Annotated in this window: 19 protein-coding genes and 2 tRNA genes; 8 read left to right on the plus strand and 13 right to left on the minus strand. The window is 70.0% G+C overall.

Translation table 11 applies throughout. The features are described from left to right. Positions 1-121 precede the first annotated feature (121 nt). Positions 122-1,426 carry a GDSL-type esterase/lipase family protein gene (locus tag JT362_RS17195; RefSeq protein WP_260192233.1) on the plus strand — a complete coding sequence of 435 codons (1,305 nt, stop codon included), beginning with the start codon at positions 122-124 and terminating at the stop codon, positions 1,424-1,426. A gap of 15 nt (positions 1,427-1,441) precedes the next feature. Here the strand turns inward: JT362_RS17195 and JT362_RS17200 are convergent, their stop codons facing one another. Both JT362_RS17200 and JT362_RS17205 read right to left on the minus strand, forming a co-directional pair. After that, positions 1,442-2,452 (minus strand): LacI family DNA-binding transcriptional regulator, encoded by a 1,011-nt coding sequence (locus JT362_RS17200; protein ID WP_311202721.1) that lies wholly within the window; start codon positions 2,450-2,452, stop codon positions 1,442-1,444. Positions 2,453-2,496: 44 nt separating this feature from the next. Beyond that, entirely contained in the window at positions 2,497-3,669 is a 1,173-nt protein-coding gene (locus JT362_RS17205; protein ID WP_260192234.1) for a DUF5005 domain-containing protein, read from the minus strand. 184 nt (positions 3,670-3,853) lie between these two features. On the opposite strand from JT362_RS17205, the gene JT362_RS17210 reads away from it, so the two are divergent. The 4 genes from JT362_RS17210 (at position 3,854) to JT362_RS17225 (ending at position 7,739) form a co-directional block, all read left to right on the plus strand. Then, positions 3,854-4,900 (plus strand): class I mannose-6-phosphate isomerase, encoded by a 1,047-nt coding sequence (locus JT362_RS17210; RefSeq protein ID WP_260192235.1) that lies wholly within the window; start codon positions 3,854-3,856, stop codon positions 4,898-4,900. Continuing rightward, the gene (locus JT362_RS17215; RefSeq protein ID WP_260192236.1) at positions 4,893-5,660 is read left to right on the plus strand and encodes an ATP-binding cassette domain-containing protein; all 768 of its coding nucleotides are present in this window, start codon (positions 4,893-4,895) and stop codon (positions 5,658-5,660) included. Before JT362_RS17210 ends, JT362_RS17215 begins: the two co-directional genes overlap by 8 nt. Further along, entirely contained in the window at positions 5,657-6,706 is a 1,050-nt protein-coding gene (locus tag JT362_RS17220; protein ID WP_375546512.1) for an ABC transporter permease, read from the plus strand. The genes JT362_RS17215 and JT362_RS17220 overlap by 4 nt, the downstream gene beginning before the upstream one ends. A 76-nt stretch (positions 6,707-6,782) precedes the next feature. Next, positions 6,783-7,739: an ABC transporter substrate-binding protein gene (locus tag JT362_RS17225; protein WP_375546513.1), complete on the plus strand. Its 957-nt coding sequence runs from the start codon at positions 6,783-6,785 to the stop codon at positions 7,737-7,739. A gap of 490 nt (positions 7,740-8,229) precedes the next feature. On the opposite strand, the gene JT362_RS17230 is transcribed toward JT362_RS17225, so the two are convergent. Then, the gene (locus JT362_RS17230; protein ID WP_260192238.1) at positions 8,230-8,382 is read right to left on the minus strand and encodes a hypothetical protein; all 153 of its coding nucleotides are present in this window, start codon (positions 8,380-8,382) and stop codon (positions 8,230-8,232) included. Positions 8,383-8,511: 129 nt separating this feature from the next. Here JT362_RS17230 and JT362_RS17235 point away from each other — a divergent pair, with 129 nt between their 5' ends. Further along, entirely contained in the window at positions 8,512-9,000 is a 489-nt protein-coding gene (locus JT362_RS17235; protein WP_260192239.1) for a hypothetical protein, read from the plus strand. A gap of 235 nt (positions 9,001-9,235) precedes the next feature. Here the strand turns inward: JT362_RS17235 and JT362_RS17240 are convergent. The 5 genes from JT362_RS17240 to gltX all read right to left on the minus strand — a co-directional run bounded on the left by JT362_RS17240 (position 9,236) and on the right by gltX (position 12,662). Beyond that, a tRNA-Glu gene (locus tag JT362_RS17240) sits at positions 9,236-9,308 on the minus strand. Positions 9,309-9,352: 44 nt separating this feature from the next. Further along, a tRNA-Gln gene (locus JT362_RS17245) sits at positions 9,353-9,424 on the minus strand. A 48-nt stretch (positions 9,425-9,472) separates the two neighbouring features. Further along, a complete protein-coding gene (locus JT362_RS17250) occupies positions 9,473-10,312 on the minus strand; it encodes an HAD family hydrolase (protein WP_311202722.1) in 840 nt (279 codons plus the stop codon). 52 nt (positions 10,313-10,364) lie between these two features. Next, entirely contained in the window at positions 10,365-10,805 is a 441-nt protein-coding gene (locus tag JT362_RS17255; protein ID WP_260192240.1) for a zinc ribbon domain-containing protein, read from the minus strand. 372 nt (positions 10,806-11,177) lie between these two features. Next, positions 11,178-12,662 (minus strand): glutamate--tRNA ligase, encoded by a 1,485-nt coding sequence (gene gltX / locus JT362_RS17260; protein WP_260192241.1) that lies wholly within the window; start codon positions 12,660-12,662, stop codon positions 11,178-11,180. Between the two features lie 89 nt (positions 12,663-12,751). On the opposite strand from gltX, the gene JT362_RS17265 reads away from it, so the two are divergent. Next, positions 12,752-13,996, plus strand: coding sequence for an FAD-dependent oxidoreductase (locus JT362_RS17265; RefSeq protein ID WP_260192242.1), 1,245 nt, complete (start codon positions 12,752-12,754; stop codon positions 13,994-13,996). Here JT362_RS17265 and JT362_RS35630 read toward each other — a convergent pair. Continuing rightward, positions 13,986-14,084 carry a hypothetical protein gene (locus JT362_RS35630; protein ID WP_375546514.1) on the minus strand — a complete coding sequence of 33 codons (99 nt, stop codon included), beginning with the start codon at positions 14,082-14,084 and terminating at the stop codon, positions 13,986-13,988. The genes JT362_RS17265 and JT362_RS35630 overlap by 11 nt on opposite strands. A gap of 195 nt (positions 14,085-14,279) precedes the next feature. Between JT362_RS35630 and JT362_RS17270 the strand changes: the two genes are divergently transcribed. Further along, on the plus strand, positions 14,280-15,044 hold the full coding sequence (locus JT362_RS17270; RefSeq protein WP_260192243.1) for an ABC transporter permease: 765 nt from the start codon (positions 14,280-14,282) through the stop codon (positions 15,042-15,044). Between the two features lie 6 nt (positions 15,045-15,050). Here the strand turns inward: JT362_RS17270 and JT362_RS17275 are convergent, their stop codons facing one another. The 4 genes from JT362_RS17275 to JT362_RS17290 are packed head-to-tail and all read right to left on the minus strand — an operon-like array spanning position 15,051 to position 19,777. Beyond that, positions 15,051-16,418 (minus strand): L-serine ammonia-lyase, encoded by a 1,368-nt coding sequence (locus JT362_RS17275; RefSeq protein ID WP_260192244.1) that lies wholly within the window; start codon positions 16,416-16,418, stop codon positions 15,051-15,053. After that, positions 16,415-16,936 (minus strand): sarcosine oxidase subunit gamma, encoded by a 522-nt coding sequence (locus JT362_RS17280; RefSeq protein WP_260192245.1) that lies wholly within the window; start codon positions 16,934-16,936, stop codon positions 16,415-16,417. Before JT362_RS17280 ends, JT362_RS17275 begins: the two co-directional genes overlap by 4 nt. Then, entirely contained in the window at positions 16,926-19,583 is a 2,658-nt protein-coding gene (locus tag JT362_RS17285; RefSeq protein WP_260192246.1) for a 2Fe-2S iron-sulfur cluster-binding protein, read from the minus strand. The genes JT362_RS17280 and JT362_RS17285 overlap by 11 nt, the downstream gene beginning before the upstream one ends. Then, complete coding sequence (locus tag JT362_RS17290) at positions 19,529-19,777, minus strand: sarcosine oxidase subunit delta (protein ID WP_260192247.1); 249 nt, start codon at positions 19,775-19,777, stop codon at positions 19,529-19,531. The genes JT362_RS17285 and JT362_RS17290 overlap by 55 nt, the downstream gene beginning before the upstream one ends. Positions 19,778-19,783: the final 6 nt, after the last annotated feature.

Consider the following 19,783-nt stretch of genomic DNA (forward strand, 5'->3'; position numbering starts at 1 on the left):
CCAGCAAAGTATCAAGCTCCTTCGTGAATCGGTCAAGCCCTTGTGCGAATGTGCCTTGCGCACAACGGCCGTTCGGGTGTCCGACGTTGACATTCGTCGGCGCGGCCGAGTATGTCCATAGTTGACATCAACGTTGTCGGCCAGGGAGCTGATGATGAACCCGTCCGGACACGACACCGGCCGCGCCCGCCTGCGGCCGCTCGGCACCCTCGCGGCCACCATCGTGACGACCCTGGCCGTCGTCCTCGGAACACTCGCACTCACCGGTCCGAACCACCTCGACCGCCCGGTCGGCCGAACGCCCGCGCCCGTGGCCGGCACGCCCGCCACATCGTGGGTGGGCACCTGGGGCACGAGCCTGCACCGGTCGTTCAACCCGAGTTTCGACGACGTCACGCTGCGGCTCGTCGTGCGCACCAGCACCGCGGGCGACGCGCTGCGCATCCGGCTCGCCAACACCTTCGGTGGCCAACCGCTCGACATCGGCGCGGTGACCGTCGGCGTGCAGCGCACGGGTGCGGAGTTGGTCGCCGGCTCGAACCGGCCGGTGACGTTCGGCGGGAAGCGCTCGGTCACGGTCGCGGAAGGCGCCCAGATCATCAGTGACCCGGTCGCGATGCGCGTGCCGGCGCTCACGAACCTGGCGGTGAGCCTGCACCTGCCCACCGACACCCACGGCGCCACCACCCAGCACCTCAACAGCAACCAGACGTCCTACGTGTCCACACCGGGCGACCACAGCGGGGACGCGGGGTCGGAGAACTTCCCCACCACCACCGAACACTGGTCGTACCTGCAGGGCATCGACGTACGCCGACCGAACGGCGGCACGATCGTCGCGCTGGGCGACTCGATCACCGCGGGTGGGGACGTCACCTATCCCGACGTGCTCGCTCAGCGTCTACAACGGACACCGCGGTTCCGCGGACTCGGGGTGCTCAACGAGGGCATCGGCGCCGCCGAACTGCTCCGCCGCGCCGCGCTGTACGGGCTCAGCGATCCGATGCTCACCCGGATGGACCGCGACGTCCTGCTGCAGTCCGCCGTGCGGGCCGTCATCGTGCTCGCGGGCACCAACGACATCCTGGGCGGCCACCAGGCGTCGGCCGAACAGGTCATCGCCGGTTTCCGGCAGCTCGTCGCCCGGACGCACGACGAGGGGGTGCGGGTGCTCGGCGGCACGATCACGCCGTGCTCCTGCTACAGCCGGGAACGAGAGCGCACCCGCCAAGCGGTGAACACGTGGATCAGGACCAGCGGAGCCTTCGACGGCGTGATCGACTTCGACCGGGCCCTTCGCGACCCGGCCGATCCGCACCGCATGGACCCCGCCTTCCACCACCCCGACGACCCGCTCCACCCGAACGCCACCGGCTACCGCGTGATGGCGAACAGCGTGCCGTTGCACCTGCTGTCCCCTCGGTAGCCGCGGGAACGCGCCTCAGACCAGGTGGGACGAGTCGCGGACGACGAGACGCGTGGGCAGGACCACCGTACGAGCCGGGCCGCCTTCCCCGGCCAGGCGCCGGAAGAGCAGGTGCGCGGCCTGCTCGCCCATGGCGGCCGGGTCCTGCGCCACGACGGTCACGGCGGGTTCGACCATGTCGGCCAGCTCGAAGTCGTCGAAGCCGACCAGGGCCAGCCGCTTGCCGACCCGCCGCAGGGCACGCAGGGCCGTCACCGACAGCCGGTTGTTGCCGGTGACGAGCGCGGTCACGGGATCGCTGTCCCTGGTCCAGGTCTCCACGAGCGCGGCGATGCCCTCGACCTCGTGCGGCCCCATCGCGGTCAGGTCGGAGCGCAGGCCGAGGGCCGCCGTCGCCGACCCGAAGGCGGCCAGCCGCTGACCGGCGGTCCAGAACTCCGGGTTGTCGCCGAGGAAGCCGATATTGCGGTGACCACGCGCGGCGAGGTGCTCGACCGCACTGCGCACCCCGGCGTCGTTGTCGGTCAGCACCGCGTCCGCGGAGAGGCCGCTGGCCGGTCGGTCGACGAAGACGACGGGTGTCCCCGCGGCGAGTTCGGCGGCCAGCCAGTGGTGGTCCTCGATCGCCGGTACGACGATCAGGCCGGCGACGCGGCGGGACAGGAAGGCACCGGTGAGATCACGCTCGCGTTCCGCCGAACCCTCCGCGGAGCCCATCAGCAGCAGGTGCCGCTGTAGTCGCGCCACCCGCTCCACAGCCGCGCCGATGACCGAGTAGAACGGGTCGGACATGTTCTCGACGATGAGTCCGATCCCCTCGGCTCGGCCACGCCGGAGGTCGCTCGCGCTGTCGTTGCGCCGGAAGCCAAGTTGGCGGATGGCTTCGTCGACCCGGGCCTTGGTGTCCGGCCGGACACCTTCTTCTCCGTTGACCACACGCGAAACCGTCTTGACCGACACGGCCGCGCGCTTCGCGACGTCGACCATGGTGGCGCGGGTTGTCCTACTGGACGACAACGATGTCACCCAGCTAGCGTGCCCCGACGCGATATCGGTGTCAAGCCGGCCCGTCAGGGCCGCGCCGACGGTGCGCACGGGCGGGACTGGGGCGCGAACCGGACGTTCAGGAACCGCGCGCGGTTGTTGCTGATGTCGGCGTAGAGGTCCTCGATCGCCGTACTGTTCGTGTTGTAGGAGACCACGAGCCGGTTGGTGGAGCTCACCGCGGGGTGCACGGCCACGTTGTAGGTGTAGATGTCGCCCGCGGCGTCCGCGTCGAACTCCGGCTGCCCCTCGGGCGTGTCGTAGATCCGCACGCGCTCGGAACCGGCGAACCCGTAGGGCGTCGTCGCGGTGTGGACGTAGATCTCGGAACCGAGGAAGCTGTTCGTCGTCACGAGCACGTACCGACCGTGCACCCGCGCGACGCCGAAGGACGAACCGACGTCGCCGAGGACGGGTGCGGCGTCACCCTCGTCCGGCGACCACCCAGTGCCGGTGTAGAACTCCCAGGCCCCGTCCAGCTCGCCGGCACGGGCCCGCGCGACATGGGCCTGCTTGCCGAACGCCGCCGGGCCCACGCCGTAGATGTAGATGTGGTCGTCCACGCGGAGCAGCTCCACACCCCACTGGATGCCGTGCCCGTCGTAGGTTGGAACGACCTTCTCCACCTCCAGGTCCGGGAGCGACAGCACGGCGAGGTCCGTGCCGATCCACTCGAACCCGAAGTGTCCCTCTCCCGCCGCCCGCTGCTGGAACTCGACGACGTGGAGCTTGCCGTCGTCGACGATGCCGTCGCCGTTCCAGTACCACGGCTCCGCCGTTCCCGGTGGACCGACGACCGGCAGCGGGTTCTCCGGAGTCCCCTCGACGACGGTCTCGATCGGCCGGTCACCTCGGCCGTGGGCCGGCACGATCGTGTTGTGCACCGGCGCGTGAGGCCTGATCGCGCGTCCCGGACCCACCGGGCCGAGGAACGTGTCGTTGAACAGCCAGGCGACGCGACCGTCCGGCAGCGGCGTCGAGTACGTGCCGTCGCCGCCCGCCCACTCCCCTTCGCCGGCCCGGTCGCCGAAGTGGGCCCACTTGTTCTGCAGGCCGACGGCCGGTGTCGCACTCGCCACGACCGGTCCGCACCCACCGGTCGGCTGCTGCGCACCGGCCCCCGCCGCCGACGGCGCCACGAGAGCCGCCGAGCCGGCGATCAGCGTGACCAGCGCGCTACGGAGAACGGTTTGTCGCATGGTTCCTCCTTGACCCACGTGACGCCGCAGAACGACAACGTTGTCAAACCACAAGGCATTTCGACCATCGCACAGCCCGGGAAGCGGGTCAAGGTACGCGCGACCAGCGAACGCCGACCCGTGACCCGGAAGGGATTGACAAGAGCAGAAGGCCGGGTGTGCAATCGGCGGCACTATGACAACGTTGTCTTCTGATGTCGGACCGGTCGCCCTGCCACCCAACCAACCGCCGCAGTTCTACCGAGGCGGTGCGGCGATCACCGCGCTGCGCGGCACGACCGACGAACGGCACGGTCACGGTCCCGAGGACTGGGTCGGTTCCACGACGACCTTGTTCGGCGAGGACACGGCGGGGTTGAGCAGGCTCCCGGACGGTCGCTGGCTGCGGGACGCGGTGGGCGCCGACCCGGAGGGCTGGCTCGGCGCCGAGCACACGAGCGCCTTCGGCGACTCCACCGCGCTCCTGGTGAAGCTGCTCGACGCGGGCCAGCGGCTGCCGGTGCACTTCCACCCCTCCGACGCCTTCGCCCGGCGCCACTTCGACTCCCATTTCGGCAAGAGCGAGGCCTGGATCGTGATCGGCACGACCGGCGCCGACCCCCGCGTCCACGTCGGTTTCACCGAGCCGCACTCGGCGAAGGAGATCAACGACTGGGTGCGTGACCAGGACGCACCCGAGATGCTCCATGCGCTGAACAGCGTCGCCGTGCGACCTGGTGACACCGTGTACGTCCCGGCGGGGCTACCGCACGCGATCGGTGCCGGGGTGTTCGTCGTCGAGTTGCAGCAACCGACCGACTTCTCGCTCACCCTGGAATGGCGGGACTTCCTCGCCGAACCGGAGAAGGGGCATCTCGGGCTCGGTTTCGAGACGGCGATCGAGGCCCTGGACACCTCGGGCTGGGACGAGACCCGGTTGGCCACCCTGATCCGGCGTACCGGTGACGAGAACGCCGCCGCGGTGCGCCTGCTGGCGGACGGGGCGGACCGGTACTTCCGCGCCGAACGGCTGTGCCCCTCCCCCGCGTTGGTCCTCGAACCCTCGTTCGCCGTCCTGGTCGTGCTCGACGGCAGTGGGTTGCTGCGTACCGAGCACGGCAGCACACTCGAGATCGGCCGGGGCGACACGCTCGTTCTGCCCCACCGTGCCGGACAGGTCGAACTGGCCGGTGGGCTCACCGCGATCCGTTGCCGTCCACCCCTGCCGGGCAAGGAGACCCAGAATGTCTGAACAAGGACTGCTGGAGGCGCGGGACCTCGTCAAGCACTACGGTTCCGTGGAAGCGCTGCGTGGTGTCTCCTTCGAGGCACGCGCCGGCGAGGTCACCGCGTTGATCGGTGACAACGGGGCGGGCAAGTCCACCTTGGTCAAATGCCTGTCCGGTGCCGAACAGCCGGACTCCGGATCGATCCTGCTGGACGGCCGGCCGGTGACGCTCGAGTCGCCGACCGCCGCGCGCGGCCTCGGCATCGAGACCGTGTACCAGGACCTGGCGGTGGCACCCGAACTGGACCCGGCGGCGAACCTCTTCCTGGGCAGGGAGATCCACCGGAAGGGGCTGCTCGGCAAGCTCGGCATGCTCGACAAGGCGGAGATGCGCAGACGGGCCGTCGCCGAGTTCGCCCGGCTCGGCGTGACGTTGCAGAACACCGACGTCCCGATCGGCTCCCTGTCCGGTGGCCAGCGGCAGAGCGTCGCGGTGGCGCGCTCGGTGGTGTGGGCGAGCAAGGTCGTGTTCATGGACGAGCCGACCGCCGCCCTCGGTGTTGTCCAGCGGGAGCGTGTCCTGGACGTGATCCGCCGGGTCCGGGACGAGGGCATCGCCGTCGTGCTCATCAGTCACAACATGCCCGAGGTGCTGTCCGTCGCGGACCGCGTCGAGGTGCTGCGCCTCGGCGAACGGGTGGCCAGCTTCACCACGACCGACACCACACTCGAGGACCTCGTCGGCGCGATGACGGGGGCACTGACGAAAGAGGACGCGTCGTGACCAGCACCAAGGACGCACCGTCCACAGTGGACGAGTTTCCCGGCATCGGCGCGCGCTCGCTGCGGGCCAGGACGCTGTCGAGCAACACCTTCTGGATCTTCCTGGTGCTGGTCGCACTGCTGGTGGTCTTCAGCCTGCTCCGCCCGGACGTCTTCCCGACGTTCCAGAACGCGCAACTGCTGCTGATCGAGACCTCGGTGCTGCTCGTGCTCGCGGTCGGCATGACGTTCGTGATCACCACCGCCGGAATCGACCTCTCCGTCGGCTCGGTACTGATCTTCTCCGGCATGGTCGCGGCCAAGACCATGGAGGGCATGAGCCCCGGCGGGGACGCGTCCAGCGCCGGCTGGAACGTCATCGTCGTCGGCATGGTCATCGGAGTCGTCGCCGGAGCGGCGTGGGGACTCGTCAACGGCGTGCTGGTGGCGGTGGCCAAGATCCCGCCACTGATCGTGACGCTGGGCACCATGGGGGCGGCGCTCGGCGCGGCGAACCTGCTCAACGACGGTTCGGACATCAACACCGTGCCGATCGAGCTCAACCAGACGCTCGGCTACGGCACCTCGCTCGGCGTCGTGCCCAACATCGTGCTGGTCGCGGTGGTCATCACCGTGTTCGGCACCTGGCTGCTGCACACCACGAGATTCGGCCGCTACACCTACGCGATCGGCTCGAACCAGGAAGCGGCCCGGCGCTCCGGAATCGGCGTCACCCGACACCTGCTCATGGTGTACCTGCTCACCGGCCTGCTCGCCGGAATAGCCGGCGTCATGTCCCTGGCCTACTACAACTCCACCACCATCGCCGCCCACACCCTAGACAACCTGGACGCCATCTCGGCCGTCGTGCTCGGCGGCACGAGCCTGTTCGGCGGCGTGGGATCCATGATCGGCACCGTCATCGGCGTCTTCATCCCGGCCGTACTGACCAAGGGCTTCAACATCGTCGGGGTTCAGGACTTCTGGCAGCAGATCGCGCTCGGTGCCGTCCTCATCGCCGCGGTCTGGTTCGACCAACAGCGCAGGCGCGCGCGAAACAACAGGTGAGAGTTCTCGGTGCCACCACCGAATCGACAAAGATGGGAAAGCAATGAAGCGATCGTCACTCACCACAACCGGAGTCATGCTCGCCACAACGGCCCTACTGGCGGCCGCCTGCAGTGGCCAGGTCGGAGACGCCGGCGGTGACGACTCGGCGTCGATCGACAGCAAGAACCTCACGCTGATCACCGGCACGCAGAACGAGCCCTTCTACATCTCCCTACGCTGCGGGGCCGAAGCCGCGGCCCAGGAGGCAGGCTACGAACTCGGCACGCAGGAGCCGGCGAAGTTCGACCCCACCCTGCAGACGGAGAAGGTCAACGCCCTCATCGGCGACCCACCGGCGGCACTCCTGATCGCCCCGACCGACGACAAGGCGATGAAGGCACCGATCCAGCAGGTGAAGAACGCCGGCAGCAAGATCATCGAGGTCGACACCGCACTAGCCGACCAGTCGGTAGCCGAGTCGTCGATCTCCTCGGACAACACCGAAGGCGGCCGCCTGGCCGCACAAACCCTGGCCGACCTGGTCGGCGACAAGTCCGGCTCCGTCCTGGTACTGGACACCATCGCCGGCACCTCAACCACCAACGAACGCGCCGCCGGCTTCGAAGAAGAGCTGAAGAACTACCCCAACCTCAAGTCCATCGGCATCCAGTTCACCCAGAACGAACCCGCGGAGGCGGCGTCGAAGGTCACCGCGGCCGTCGCCGCCCACCCCGACCTGGTAGGCATCTTCGCCACCAACCTCAACGCCGGCGAGGGCGCGGCGACGGGCCTGCGCAACGTGCGCAAGATCGGCCAGGTCAACCTCGTCGGCTTCGACGCCAGCCCGTCGGAGGTGGAAGGCCTGCGCAAAGGCGAGTTCCAGGCCCTGATCGCACAGGACCCCGCCGCCATCGGCCGCCAGGGCGTCGAACAGGCGATCGCCGCGATCGAGGGAAACCCGGTGGAACGCGCCATCACCGCCGACCTACACGCCCTCACCCAGGACAACATGGACGCCAACGAGCAGTACTTCTACAAGCAGCGCTGCTGAGCAGCACCATCCGGGACCGAGCGCGGTTCGCCGAACGGCGCGCCGCGCTCGACCCCTAACCACGCCGCTACTTCGTCGCCTCGCCAGGACGCCCGAATCGCCCCAGCGGCATCGCACTCACCTACGTCCACAGGAGCTGGACCCCGCACAGTCCTCCACCCCGGGCCCTCCCCCACCTCAGCATCCGCGCCTTGTTCGCTTCCGAAGACTGGGCTCCTCGATCGTCGTCAGTTCGATCACCTGTTTCAGCTCGGTCCGAGCGAGTCTCCCCCGATAACCAAGACGGACACACCCAGTCAAGCCAGGCCGGAGAATGCGGTAGCGGCGTGCAGGAAACAGAGGGGTCACTTGCCACACAGCGGCGCGTTCGGACGCGTCCGGTCTACCGAAAAGGGCGAAACCGCAGCTGCGGTGAGCGACATCCGCTGCCTCGCGGCCATGTACCGGTCGCGCAAGTCGTCCTCGACGAGCCCTCATCTACGGCGTCCGGCTACACCTCCAAGACCTCTCCGGCCCGGCCCGTCCTGCCCGCGACCGTCGACGGCTGGCTCATGGTCGAGGTCGACCGCCCCGACGTCACCGACCCGTTCGACAGCGCGGTCACGTCGGCGTCCTGGATGCGGCCGCGTTCGGGTAGGATCATGGCCGGTGGTTCCCGGCCGCCTCTGGGTCCGCGGGCAGAGCTGCAAGCTCACCGGTTTCGTCAAGCCAATCGTCGGCATGTCTTTCCTGCCCGATGTCGCGGACCCGCGGGTGACGAGGAAGGACTGCCTTGTCCGATCAGTCACGTGCGCTCCCCGACCAGCCCAGTCTTCGGTATCTGAAGCTCGAGGCGAAACGCCGCCTCTCCACCGGGGAGTTCGCAACGCTGGACCAAGCCCAGCTGGCCATCGCCCGTGAGCACGGGATGCCGAGCTGGACCACGCTCAAGCAACACATCGAGAGCCACGCCCTCACGCAGATGCGGTGGGTCGTCTCCCGCTTCGCCACGGCCGACGCCCCGGAATGGGCGCCGCCCAGCAACGAGGAACTGCGCCGGCATTTCGATGACCGCTACCTGAGCCTCGTGCCGCAGGACTGGCTGATCCGCCTGTTACGCACGGTGGCCAAGCAACTGCGCGAGGACCTCGCCGACGTACGGGCCGAGCCGCTGCTCCTGCACGCGCGGGTCGGCGACCTGCGGGTCGAGGCGGCTACCGAGGCCGACCCGCCGTACCGGTTGCGCCAACTGGAGTTCCATCCACTGGAGAGGAAGGCCTAGGACCCCCGCGCGTCGCTCAGCCGGTAGCTGATCGAGCCGCACCGCAACGATCAGCGGGAGCAGTCCCGGCCCCCGGCCACTCAGCGTCGTCTCCGCTGTACGTCGCATCGTCGACCGGACGACGCCCGTTGAGTCCACGAGGCATTCCAGACGGCCCCTCTCGGGTTACCGCTGATTGTTCCGCTCAGACGACCGCAGCGGCGCTGACCTGCGTCAGCGCCGCTGCGAAGTGTTGTAGCCCCGACGGGATTTGAACCCGCGCTACCGCCTTGAGAGGGCGGCGTCCTAGGCCGCTAGACGACGGGGCCAGGAACAGAGTGAACGCTATCAGAAGCCGATCTCGTTCTCTCCGCTGGGGTACCAGGACTCGAACCTAGACTAACTGAACCAGAATCAGTCGTGCTGCCGATTACACCATACCCCACCGACACTCCAGCTCAGCGCGCCGTTGTCGTCACCGGCTCGCTGTTCCTCAGTGCCGAGAAGAGATGTTAGACCACAGCTCCGGTGGCCGCGAAAGGGGCTCCCCGTGCACGGGTACCGCGGCCGCCAGCGCGGGCGTCCGGTACTCGGTGACCAGCAGTTCCGGCAGGTCGGCAAGGCTTTCGATCATGTCGATGCCGGTCGCCGGGCGCGCGTCGTCCACGGAGCGGTTCAGCCACACCCCGTGCAGGCCGGCGTCGCGGGCGCCGACCGCGTCGGCCTCCAGGAGGTCGCCGACGTGGAGGGTCTCCTCCGGGGGGACGCCCATCAGCGCGCAGGCGGTGTGGAAGATCACCGGGTCGGGTTTGGCCGCGCCCAGCTCGCCGGCGATGAGCACGGTGTCGAAGAAGCGGCTGATGCCGAGGCGTTCGAGCTTGGTCCGCTGGTGGGCACCGGAGGCGTTGGTCACGGCGGCCAGCTTGAGCCCGGCCGCGCGCAACCAGTCCAGGCACGGCACGGCGTCCTCGAACAGGCGCCAGGACGTCCGCAGCCGCGTGCTGCGGCGCCGCTCGAGCAACGCCACCAGCTCGTCGTCCAGCAGGGCCCCCAGATCGGCCATGAACGCCTTCGTGCGGGCCCGGTGCATGTCCTCGTAGGCGAGGTCACCCGCGACCACCTTGGCCACGTGCTCGTCGGTCGTGCGCTGCCACTTCAGCCACATGTCGTCGCGGCCGATCATGTGCGACAGCGCCTGGCGCGCGGTCGCGGTGAAGTCGACGAGGGTGTCGTCGATGTCCAGACAGATCGCGTTGATCGTTGCGGGCCGGTGCCCGGGGACGCCTCCGCGAGGCCTGCGTGCGGCCGAGGATGCGCCGGTCGGAAATGGCACGAGCCCAAAGTTGACGTGCTCCCCGTCGTGAACGGCGGGGATTCCCTCGCGGTCATTCCGCGGGGGTGGTAGTTCCTCGCGGTTTCCCTCTGCTTCCTGCTTCTTCACCCAACGCCCCCTCGGAAGGGGGACTCACACGGGCTCCACAGGCGTTTATTCTCTCCGCACGCCCTGCGGCGAGGATGTTGATCGCGGCGTTGAAGTCGCGGTCGTGGACAGCGCCGCACCCGCAGGTCCACTTGCGTATCCGCAGCGGCATCGAGTCGGCCACCAGACCGCATTCGGAGCAGGTTTTGGATGACGGGAACCACCGATCGACTTTCACCACGGTGCGGCCGTAGTGCTCGGCTTTCTCTTCCAGAATGGACACGAACCGACCCCACCCCGCGTCGTTGAACACGACCCGGACACAACCGAATGTGCGCGCCAACACCGCCCGTTGTGGTCCGGTGGGCTCGATGCGATAGCGGTAGCGGACGAGCACGTCGATCACCGTATCTCGCCACAGCAGCCGCAGGACACGTTCCCGCGGTGAGCACCTGTGGTAGCCGTCCTACCTCTACCTCGCCACCTCCTGCGGTGACGCGTCCCTGGCGACCACCATGCAGGACATCAGGGACCAGCAACTCCCGACGTGACAGCTCACTACCCGAACCGGACATGATCGGATCGGCCATCCCCGCCCCACGGACCGGGGACAGCACCGATTTGGTCCAAGTCATCAGGAGAGGCTAGGCGTTGATCGCCCCTCACCGATTCGGCTAAGGAGGTGATAGTGGCTCTACTGACACGATTAAGTGAGCGTGCCTCCACCGGAACCCGATTAAGCTGTATCGGTTGTTGTCAACGGCGCGTTACAGACCTGTCAGCTTCGTGCCGAACGCAGCCGTCCGAGGGACCGCTCCCGGCCGAGCAGCTCCAGCGACTCGTACAGCGGCGGCGACACCGTGCGCCCGGTCGCGGCCACCCGCACCGGTCCGAACGCCTTGCGGGGCTTGAGGCCCAGACCGTCGACCAGCGCGCCGCGCAGTGCCTCCTCGATCGCGGGCGTGGCCCACTCCGGCAGCGCCTCGAGCGCGGCGATGCTCGCGTCGAGCACCGGGCCGGCGTCCTCGCCGAGCGACTTCGCGGCGGCCGCGGGCTCCGGGGTGAACTCCTCCTCCGGCACGAACAGGAAACGCACCATCTCGACCGCGTCGGACAGCACGGTGACGCGTTCGCGCACCAGCGGGCCGATCGCGGTGAGGGTCGCCAGCTGCTCGCTCGACGGATTCTCCGGCAGGAGTTTCGCGGTCACCAGATAGGGCACCACGCGGGCGACGAAATCCTCCTCGGAAAGCCGCCGAATGTGCTCGGCGTTGATGGCCTCGGCCTTTTTCAGGTCGAACCGGGCGGGATTCGAGCTGACCCGGGACACGTCGAACGCCTCGACCATCTCGGCCATCGTGAAGACGTCCCGGTCCTCGGCGATCGCCCAGCCGAGCAGCGCGAGGTAGTTCAGCATCCCCTCGGGCAGGAAGCCGCGGTCGCGGTAGTGGAACAGGTTGGACTCGGGGTCGCGCTTGGACAGCTTCTTGTTGCCCTCGCCGCGCACCAGCGGCAGGTGCCCGAACTCGGGGGTGAACGTGGTGACCCCGATCCGCCGCAGCGCGCCGTAGAGCGCGATCTGGCGCGGGGTCGACGGCAGCAGGTCCTCGCCGCGGAGCACGTGCGTGATGCCCATCAGCGCGTCGTCGACCGGGTTGGTGAGGGTGTAGAGCGGGGCACCGTTCGCGCGCACCAGCACCGGGTCGGGCACGCTGCCGGCCTTGAAGACGATGTCGCCGCGGACCAGGTCGGTGAACGCGATGTCCTCGTCCGGCATCCGCAGCCGCAGCACCGGCTCGCGGCCGTCGGCCCGCAGCTCGGCCTTCCGCTCGTCGGTCAGCTCCCGGTCGGCGTTGTCGTAGCCGAGCTTGGGGTCCTGGCCGGCGGCACGCCTGCGCTGCTCGACCTCCTCGTTCGTGGAGAACGACTCGTACAGCTCGCCGGCCTCGAGCAGCCGGCGGGCGACGTCGGCGTAGAGGTCCGAGCGGCCGCTCTGCCGGTAGGGCTCGTGCGGGCCGCCGACCTCGGGGCCCTCGTCCCAGTCGAGGTTCAGCCAGCGCAGCGCGTCGAGCAGCGCCTGGTAGCTGTCCTCCGAGTCGCGGGAGGCGTCGGTGTCCTCGATCCGGAAGACGAGCCTGCCCCCGTGGTGTCGGGCGAAGGCCCAGTTGAACAGCATCGTCCGGATGAGGCCGACGTGCGGCGTTCCGGTCGGCGACGGCGAGAAGCGGGCCCGGACGGCGGCGGGCTGTGATGCGGTGCTCATGGTCCGATCAGGGTATTCGGCTTGACGGTGGGCGCGAGCGGGGGCATGGTGAAGTTATTCAACACGCGATGAAAACAACTGGAGGGGCCATGGAACGGACGACGTGCGTGATCGCCGGTGGCGGTCCGGCGGGGATGGTGCTCGGTCTGCTGCTCGCCCGGGGCGGCGTGGACGTCCAGGTGCTGGAGAAGCACGGCGACTTCCTGCGTGACTTCCGCGGCGACACCGTGCACGCGTCGACGATCCGGCTGCTCGACGAGCTGGGCCTCGGCGAGGAGTTCCGCGCGCTGCCGCAGAGCAGGCTGGAGCGACTGGCCTTCCCCGACCCGGAGGGCGGCGTGGCGGTGATCGGCGAGTTCAGCCGGCTGTCACCGCCGTACGACTACGTGGCCATGGTGCCGCAGTGGGACTTCCTCGACCTGCTGGCCGACGCGGCCAAGGAGGAGCCGACGTTCACGCTGCGGATGAACACCGAGGTGACCGAGCTGGTGCGGGACGGCGACCGGGTCGTCGGCGTGCGGTACCGCACCGCGGACGGCGCCGAGGGGGAGATCCGCGCCGGCCTGACCGTGGCGTGCGACGGGCGCGGCTCGATCCTGCGCGACCAGGCCGGCATGCGGGCGCGCGAGTTCCCGGTGCCGTTCGACGTGTGGTGGTTCCGCCTGCCGCGCACCGAGGAGAGCGGCGAGGTCAGCGGCATCCAGGCACACATCGTGGGCCACGAGATGATGCTGCTCATCAACCGGGGCGACTACTACCAGGTGGCGTACTTCCTGAAGAAGGGCGAGGACGCGCACCTGCGGGCGGAGGGGGTCGAGCGGTTCCGCGATCGGGTCGCGAACCTCGCGCCCGAGGTCGCAGACCGCGTTCACACGATCGGGTCAATGGACGAGGTCAAGACCCTGGACGTCCGGCTGAACCGGCTGCGCCGCTGGCACACCGACGGCCTGCTGCTGATCGGCGACGCGGCACACGCGATGTCCCCGATCGGTGGGGTCGGCATCAACGTCGCGGTCCAGGACGCGGTCGCGACGGCCGCCCTGCTGGCCGGGCCCCTGCGCGGGCGCCGGGTCAGCGAGTCGGAGCTGGCCAGGGTCCGCCGCCGCCGGTGGCTGCCGACCGCGGTGACCCAGGGCCTGCAGCGCCTCCTGCAGCGAGTGGTGGTCGGACCGGTGATCTCCGGCCGGCGGACGACGTTCCCGAAGCCGCCGTTGGTGCTGACCCGCAGGTTCCCCGCCCTGCGCCGGATCCCGGCCTACCTGGTGGCGATCGGCCTGCGGCCGGAGCACGCCCCGGAGTTCTCGCGCCGGGGTGGCGTCGGCACTACGCCTTGACCTCGTGGAAGGCGGGAACGGCGATCAGGTCGAGCCTCGCACTCCATAGTCGAAGCGACGCTTCGCCGGATGGGACCGCGTGGAGCACGGGGCCGAAGAACGCCCGTCGGGCTCCATCGGGTGTGGTGATGGCAGGACGGGTGTGCCGATCGCGGCCTCGATGCGGTCGACGCCGTCGTGGTGGGACGCGCGCAGTGCCTGGTCGTAGTCGGTGGTGGTCCCGGCCTCGACGAGTCGGGCGACGCCTACGAGACCACCACCGACGAGCCGATCGCGGTCAGCCATGCCTAAGCTCATCCACGACACCGCGACGGTCTTCTCCCGCGAGATAACTCCCGAGCTTCGCTCCCCGGTCAGCATCGTCCTGGCCATGGGACAGCCCCTGCTGTTCCTCGTCCTGTTCGGCTCGATGCTCGTCGGCACCGGCGCGAGCCTGGGGGATGGCGACGGCGACGTCTGGCAGTGGTTCGTCCCGGGCATCCTCGTGATGATGTGCCTCCTGGGGCCGCTGTCCGCCGGCCACAGTCTGCTCAGCGAACTCAACGGCGGGCAGATGGAACGCTTCCTCGTCACCCCTCTCAGCCGTGCCTCGCTCATCCTCGGACGCACCGGCAAGGACACCGCCACGTTATTCACCCAGGCCATCCTCCTCACCGCCGTCGCCGTACCCCTGGGCATGCGACTCCACCTGGCCGGCGCGCTGGCCACCGTGGTGCTGCTGATCATCCTGGCCGTCGGACTCAGCGCCCTGTCCTACGTTCTGGCCCTCGCCTCACGACCCAGCGGCACCCTGTTCTGGATGGTCACCCAGATGCTGGTCTTCCCGCTCATGCTGCTCTCGGGCATCCTGCTCCCGGTCGACGCCGGACCCGGCTGGTTGGGCGCGGTCGCCGCGGTCAACCCCGTCACCTACATCGTCGACGCCGCCCGTGCCCTGTTCATCGGCGACTTCCTCGACGCCTCCGTGCGCTACGGCCTCATCGCCGCCACGGCCATCGCGGTCATCGGGCTGACCCTGTCCACCCGCGCCATGAGACACGGCATCTGATCACCACTAGCACTCGATGACGTTGACGGCGAGGCCGCCGCGCGCGGTCTCCTTGTACTTGACCTTCATGTCCTTGCCGGTCTCGCGCATGGTCTTGATGACCTTGTCCAGGGAGACGACCTGGTTGCCGTCGCCCTGCAGGGCCATCCGGGCGGCGTTGATCGCCTTCACCGACGCCATCGCGTTGCGCTCGATGCACGGGATCTGCACGAGACCGCCGACCGGGTCGCAGGTCAGGCCCAGGTTGTGCTCCATGCCGATCTCGGCGGCGTTCTCCACCTGCTCGGGGGTGCCGCCGAGCACCTCGCACAGCGCGCCGGCGGCCATCGAGCAGGCCGAGCCGACCTCGCCCTGGCAGCCGACCTCGGCACCGGAGATCGACGCGGTCTCCTTGTAGATCACGCCGATCGCGCCCGCGGTGAGCAGGAAGCGCAGCGCGCCCTCCGGCGTGGCACCCGGCACGAACCGCGCGTAGTAGTGCAGTACCGAGGGGATGATGCCGGCCGCGCCGTTCGTCGGCGCGGTCACCACCCGGCCGCCGGAGGCGTTCTCCTCGTTGACCGCGAGCGCGAACAGGTTCACCCAGTCCATCACCCGCAGCGGGTCGGTGGAGAACGGGTCGCCGGACAGCCGCTCGTACATCTCCTTGGCCCGGCGGCGCACCTTCAGCCCGCCGGGCAGGGTGCCGGGCTGGGAGCAGCCGCGGCGCACGCACTCCTGCATGACGTCCCAGATCCGGGCCAGGCCGGCGTGCACCTCGGCACGCGGGCGCCAGGCGGTCTCGTTGGCGAGCATGATCTCGCTGACCGCGAGGCCGGTGCGACGGCAGTGTGCCAGCAGCTCGGCGCCGGTGCGGAACGGGTGGGCGACCTCGGTGTCGTCGACCTTGATCCGGTCGGCGCCCTGGGCCTCCTCGTCGACCACGAAGCCGCCGCCGACCGAGTAGTACGTTCGCTCCCGCGACCACCCGGTGCCGGTCGCGGCGAAGCGCATGCCGTTGGGGTGGAACGGGAGGCTCTTGCGGCGGTGCAGGACCAGGTCGTCGTCGGTCGAGAACGGGAGCTCGTGCCGGCCGAGCAGCGCGAGCCGGCGGGTGGCGCGGATGCGGTCGACCCGGTCGGTGACGGTGTCGGTGTCGACGGTCTCCGGGTCCTCCCCCTCCAGGCCGAGCAGCACGGCACGGTCGCTGCCGTGGCCGTGGCCGGTGGCGCCGAGCGAGCCGAACAGCTCCGCGCGCACCGATGTGACCGAGTCGAGCAGCCCGTCGGCGTCCAGGCCGGTGACGAACGTGCGTGCCGCCCGCATCGGGCCGACGGTGTGCGAGCTGGACGGGCCGATGCCGATGCTGAACAGGTCGAAGACGCTGATCGTCACCAGAACTCCCTCGTCGCGTCGGCCAGCCATTCGGCCAGGTACGGGGCGAACGACCCTCGTACCAGCACATGGTAGGTCGGGTCGGCGTCCACCTGCCGCAGGACCACCTGTGCCCTGGCCAGCAGGGTCTGCGCGCAGTGACCCGGCCCGAACACGCTGGGGTGCAGGTCGAGCGGGCAGCCCTTGGCGAGCGTGTCGCGGGCGTGCGGGCCGGAGACGGCCAGCGTGGTGCGGTTCGCCGAGACGTCCACGACGGAGCCGTGCGTGTCGCCGAGGGCCTGGTGCAGCAGGGTTTCGATCGCGGGCGCGTCACCGGGCGGGCCGACGACGAGCCATTCGTCGGGTCCGAGCCACAACACGTCGCGGCCGTCGAGCGTGCCGACGCGGTTCGGGCCGGGCAGCGGGTGCGGGAAGGTCCCCACGCGCAGGTTGACCATGGCGAGGAACGGCAGTTCGCGGACGAACGGCGCGGTGAAGGTCACACCGGCGAGTGGGCTGCGCATGAGGTCATCCGTCACGGCGGGTTCCCTCCGGGTCGTAGAACACTGGCTCGGTCACGATCGCGGCGATCGTGCGGTCGGCCAGCGGGGCGTGCACGACCTGGCCGAGGCGGTCGCGGCCGGAGCGGAGCAGGGCGAGCGCGAACGTGCGGCCGAGCGCGGCGGACCGGTAGCTGGAGGTGACGTGGCCGAGCATCGGCACCGGCGGGTCGAGCGGGGTGTCGGGGGCGACCAGCTGCGCGCCCTCCGGCAGCAGGTCGTCCGGGTCGACGGGCAGCAGGCCGACGAGCTGTTTGCGGTCCGGGCGGGCGGTGTCGGGGCGGCGCAGCGAGCGTTTGCCGACGAACGACTTGCGCTTGGACACGATCCAGTCCATGCCCAGGTCCAGCGGGGTGACCGTGCCGTCGGTGTCCTGGCCGACGATCGGGTAGCCCTTCTCGGCGCGCAGCACGTGCATGGTCTCGGTGCCGTACGGGGTGATGCCGAACTCCTCCCCCGCCGCCATGACCGCCTCCCACACGGCGAGGCCGTGCCAACCGGCGACGTTGACCTCGTAGGCCAGCTCGCCGGAGAAGCTGATCCGCGCGACCCTGGCCGGCACCCCGTGCACGGTCGTGTCCACGAACGCCATGAACTTCGGCGGCAGGTCGGCGGCCAGCGCGCCGACCACCCGGCCGGACAGCGGCCCGACGACGGCGATCGTGGCCCACTGCTCGGTGACCGACGTGCAGTGCACCCGCAGGTCGGGCCACTCGGTCTGCAGCCACTCCTCGAAGTGGTCGAGCACGGCGGCCGCGTTGCCGGTGGTGGTCGTGGCGAGGTAGCGGTCCTCGGCGAGGCGCAGCACGACGCCGTCGTCGAACACCATGCCGTCGGCGGTGCACATCATGCCGTAGCGGGCGGTGCCGACCGGGAGCTTCGCGAACGCGTTGGTGTACATGCGGTTCAGGAACTCGCCCGCGTCCGGGCCGACCAGCTCGATCTTGCCGAGCGTGGACGCGTCCTGGACGCCGACGCCCTCGCGGGCGGCCCGGCACTCGCGCAGCACGGCCTCGGTCATGGTCTCGCCGGGCAGCGGGTAGTACCAGGGGCGCCGCCACTGGCCGACGTTCTCGAACTCCGCGCCGCGGGCGACGTGCCAGGCGTGGATGGGGGTGACCCGCGCCGGGTCGAGCAGTGCGCCGCGGTCGCGGCCGGCGAGCAGGGCGAACGGGACCGGCGTGTACGGCGGGCGGTACGTGGTCGGGCCGGGGGTACCGGCGCCGAGCGCCTCCGCGATGACGCCGAGGGTGTTCACACCGGCGGTCTTGCCCTGGTCGTGCGCGGTGCCGATGGTCGTGTAGCGCTTGACGTGCTCGGCCGAGCGCATCCCGGCGCCGGTGGCCCGGAGGACGTCGGCGACCGTGGCGTCGCGTTGCTGGTCGACGAAGTGGGTGTCCCACGAGCCGTCGGCGGCCGGGATCGTCCACAGCGGGTGGACGGGGTCCAGCTCGCCGTTCGCGGAGCCGACGGACACGTGGGCCTGCCGGGCGACGTCCGGCACGAACGCGGCCGTCGCGTCGTCGTAGCGCAGGGTGCCGCCGGCCTGGCTGTGCAGGTGCACCACCGGGTTCCAGCCGCCGGACACGGCGACCAGGTCGCAGTCGGCGGTCTCGGAGCCGAGCGACACCGACGTGACCCACGGCGAGCCCGTCGTGCCGGTGACCGTGGTCCCGGCCCGCACCTCGCCGCCGGCGGAGCGGACCAGGGCGGCGAGCGCTGACTCCTCGTCCCGGACGTCCGCGACCAGCACCTCCGCGCCGGACTCCAGCAGGTCGAGCGCGGTCGCGTAGGCGCTGTCGTTGTTCGTGCACACGACGGCGCGCCGGCCGGGGCGGACCGCGTACCGGTTCAGGTACGTGCGGACCGCGCCGGCGAGCATGACGCCGGGCCGGTCGTTGCCGGCGAACACCAGCGGCCGTTCGTGCGCGCCGGTCGCGAGCACGACCCGGCCGGCGCGTACGTGCCACAGCCGGCCGCCGCCGGGCCGGCGCTGCGCGATGGACAGGTAGTTGTGGTCGTAGTAGCCGAACACCGTGGCGCGGGTGAGGACCCTGGTCTCCGGGAACGACGCCAGCTCGGCGACGACGGTGTCCAGCCACTCCCAGGTGTCCGGGGTGGACAGCAGGGAGCCGCCGAGCTCGGGCTGCTCGTCGGCCAGGAACACCCGCGCGCCAGAGCGCCCGGCCTCGACCGCCGCCGCGAGCCCGGCGCGCCCGCCGCCGACGACCAGCACGTCGCAGTGGGCGTAGGTCTTGTCGAAGTAGCCGTCGTTCGGGGTGGCCAGGCGGCCACGGCCGGACAGGGTGGTCGCCTCGATGCCGTCGGTCAGCTCGACCGTGGTGGCCGGGAGCATCGGCTCGGGACCGACCTGTACCAGGGCGTTGGGTTCCTCGACCCCGGCGGCGACGATCCCGCGTGGCCGGCCCAGGTGGATACTCGGACCGGCGAGGACGTTGTTGGCGAGCATGGCGGACGCCAGCGTGTCGCCGCGGTACCCCGTGTGGGTGACACCGTCCACGGTGAACGTCAGGGGCGTGGTGCGGTCGATCCGACCGCCGGACGGCAGCCTCACGACTCCTCCCGGAACTCGTGGGTCACGGTGTTCCGCACGGCGCGGAACCATCGCCGGCACCCGGCCGTGTGCACCCACCGCTCGGCGAACGGGCCGCGCGGGTTGTCCCGGACGAACACGTACTCACCCCATTCGGCGTCGGACAGCGCGTCCGGGTCGGGCGGGTAGACCACGTCGGCGGCCCCGCCGTAGGAGAACTCGACCTCGTTCCTCGGCCCGCACCAGGGGCAGCGGATGAGCAGCACAGGGAA

The organism is Actinophytocola gossypii (genome assembly GCF_025165815.1).
In the GTDB taxonomy this organism is placed as follows: domain Bacteria; phylum Actinomycetota; class Actinomycetes; order Mycobacteriales; family Pseudonocardiaceae; genus Actinophytocola; species Actinophytocola gossypii.

Excerpts from the sequence above, each read along its gene's own strand:
- JT362_RS17265 (WP_260192242.1), top strand. The coding sequence starts at position 12,752 with ATGGAACGGACGACGTGCGTGATCGCCGGTGGCGGTCCGGCGGGGATG.
- gltX (WP_260192241.1), bottom strand. The coding sequence starts at position 12,662 with ATGAGCACCGCATCACAGCCCGCCGCCGTCCGGGCCCGCTTCTCGCCG.
- JT362_RS17225 (WP_375546513.1), top strand. The coding sequence starts at position 6,783 with ATGCTCGCCACAACGGCCCTACTGGCGGCCGCCTGCAGTGGCCAGGTC.
- JT362_RS17270 (WP_260192243.1), top strand. The coding sequence starts at position 14,280 with ATGCCTAAGCTCATCCACGACACCGCGACGGTCTTCTCCCGCGAGATA.
- JT362_RS17230 (WP_260192238.1), bottom strand. The coding sequence starts at position 8,382 with ATGATCCTACCCGAACGCGGCCGCATCCAGGACGCCGACGTGACCGCG.
- JT362_RS17205 (WP_260192234.1), bottom strand. The coding sequence starts at position 3,669 with ATGCGACAAACCGTTCTCCGTAGCGCGCTGGTCACGCTGATCGCCGGC.
- JT362_RS17285 (WP_260192246.1), bottom strand. The coding sequence starts at position 19,583 with ATGGTTCCGCGCCGTGCGGAACACCGTGACCCACGAGTTCCGGGAGGA.
- JT362_RS17215 (WP_260192236.1), top strand. The coding sequence starts at position 4,893 with ATGTCTGAACAAGGACTGCTGGAGGCGCGGGACCTCGTCAAGCACTAC.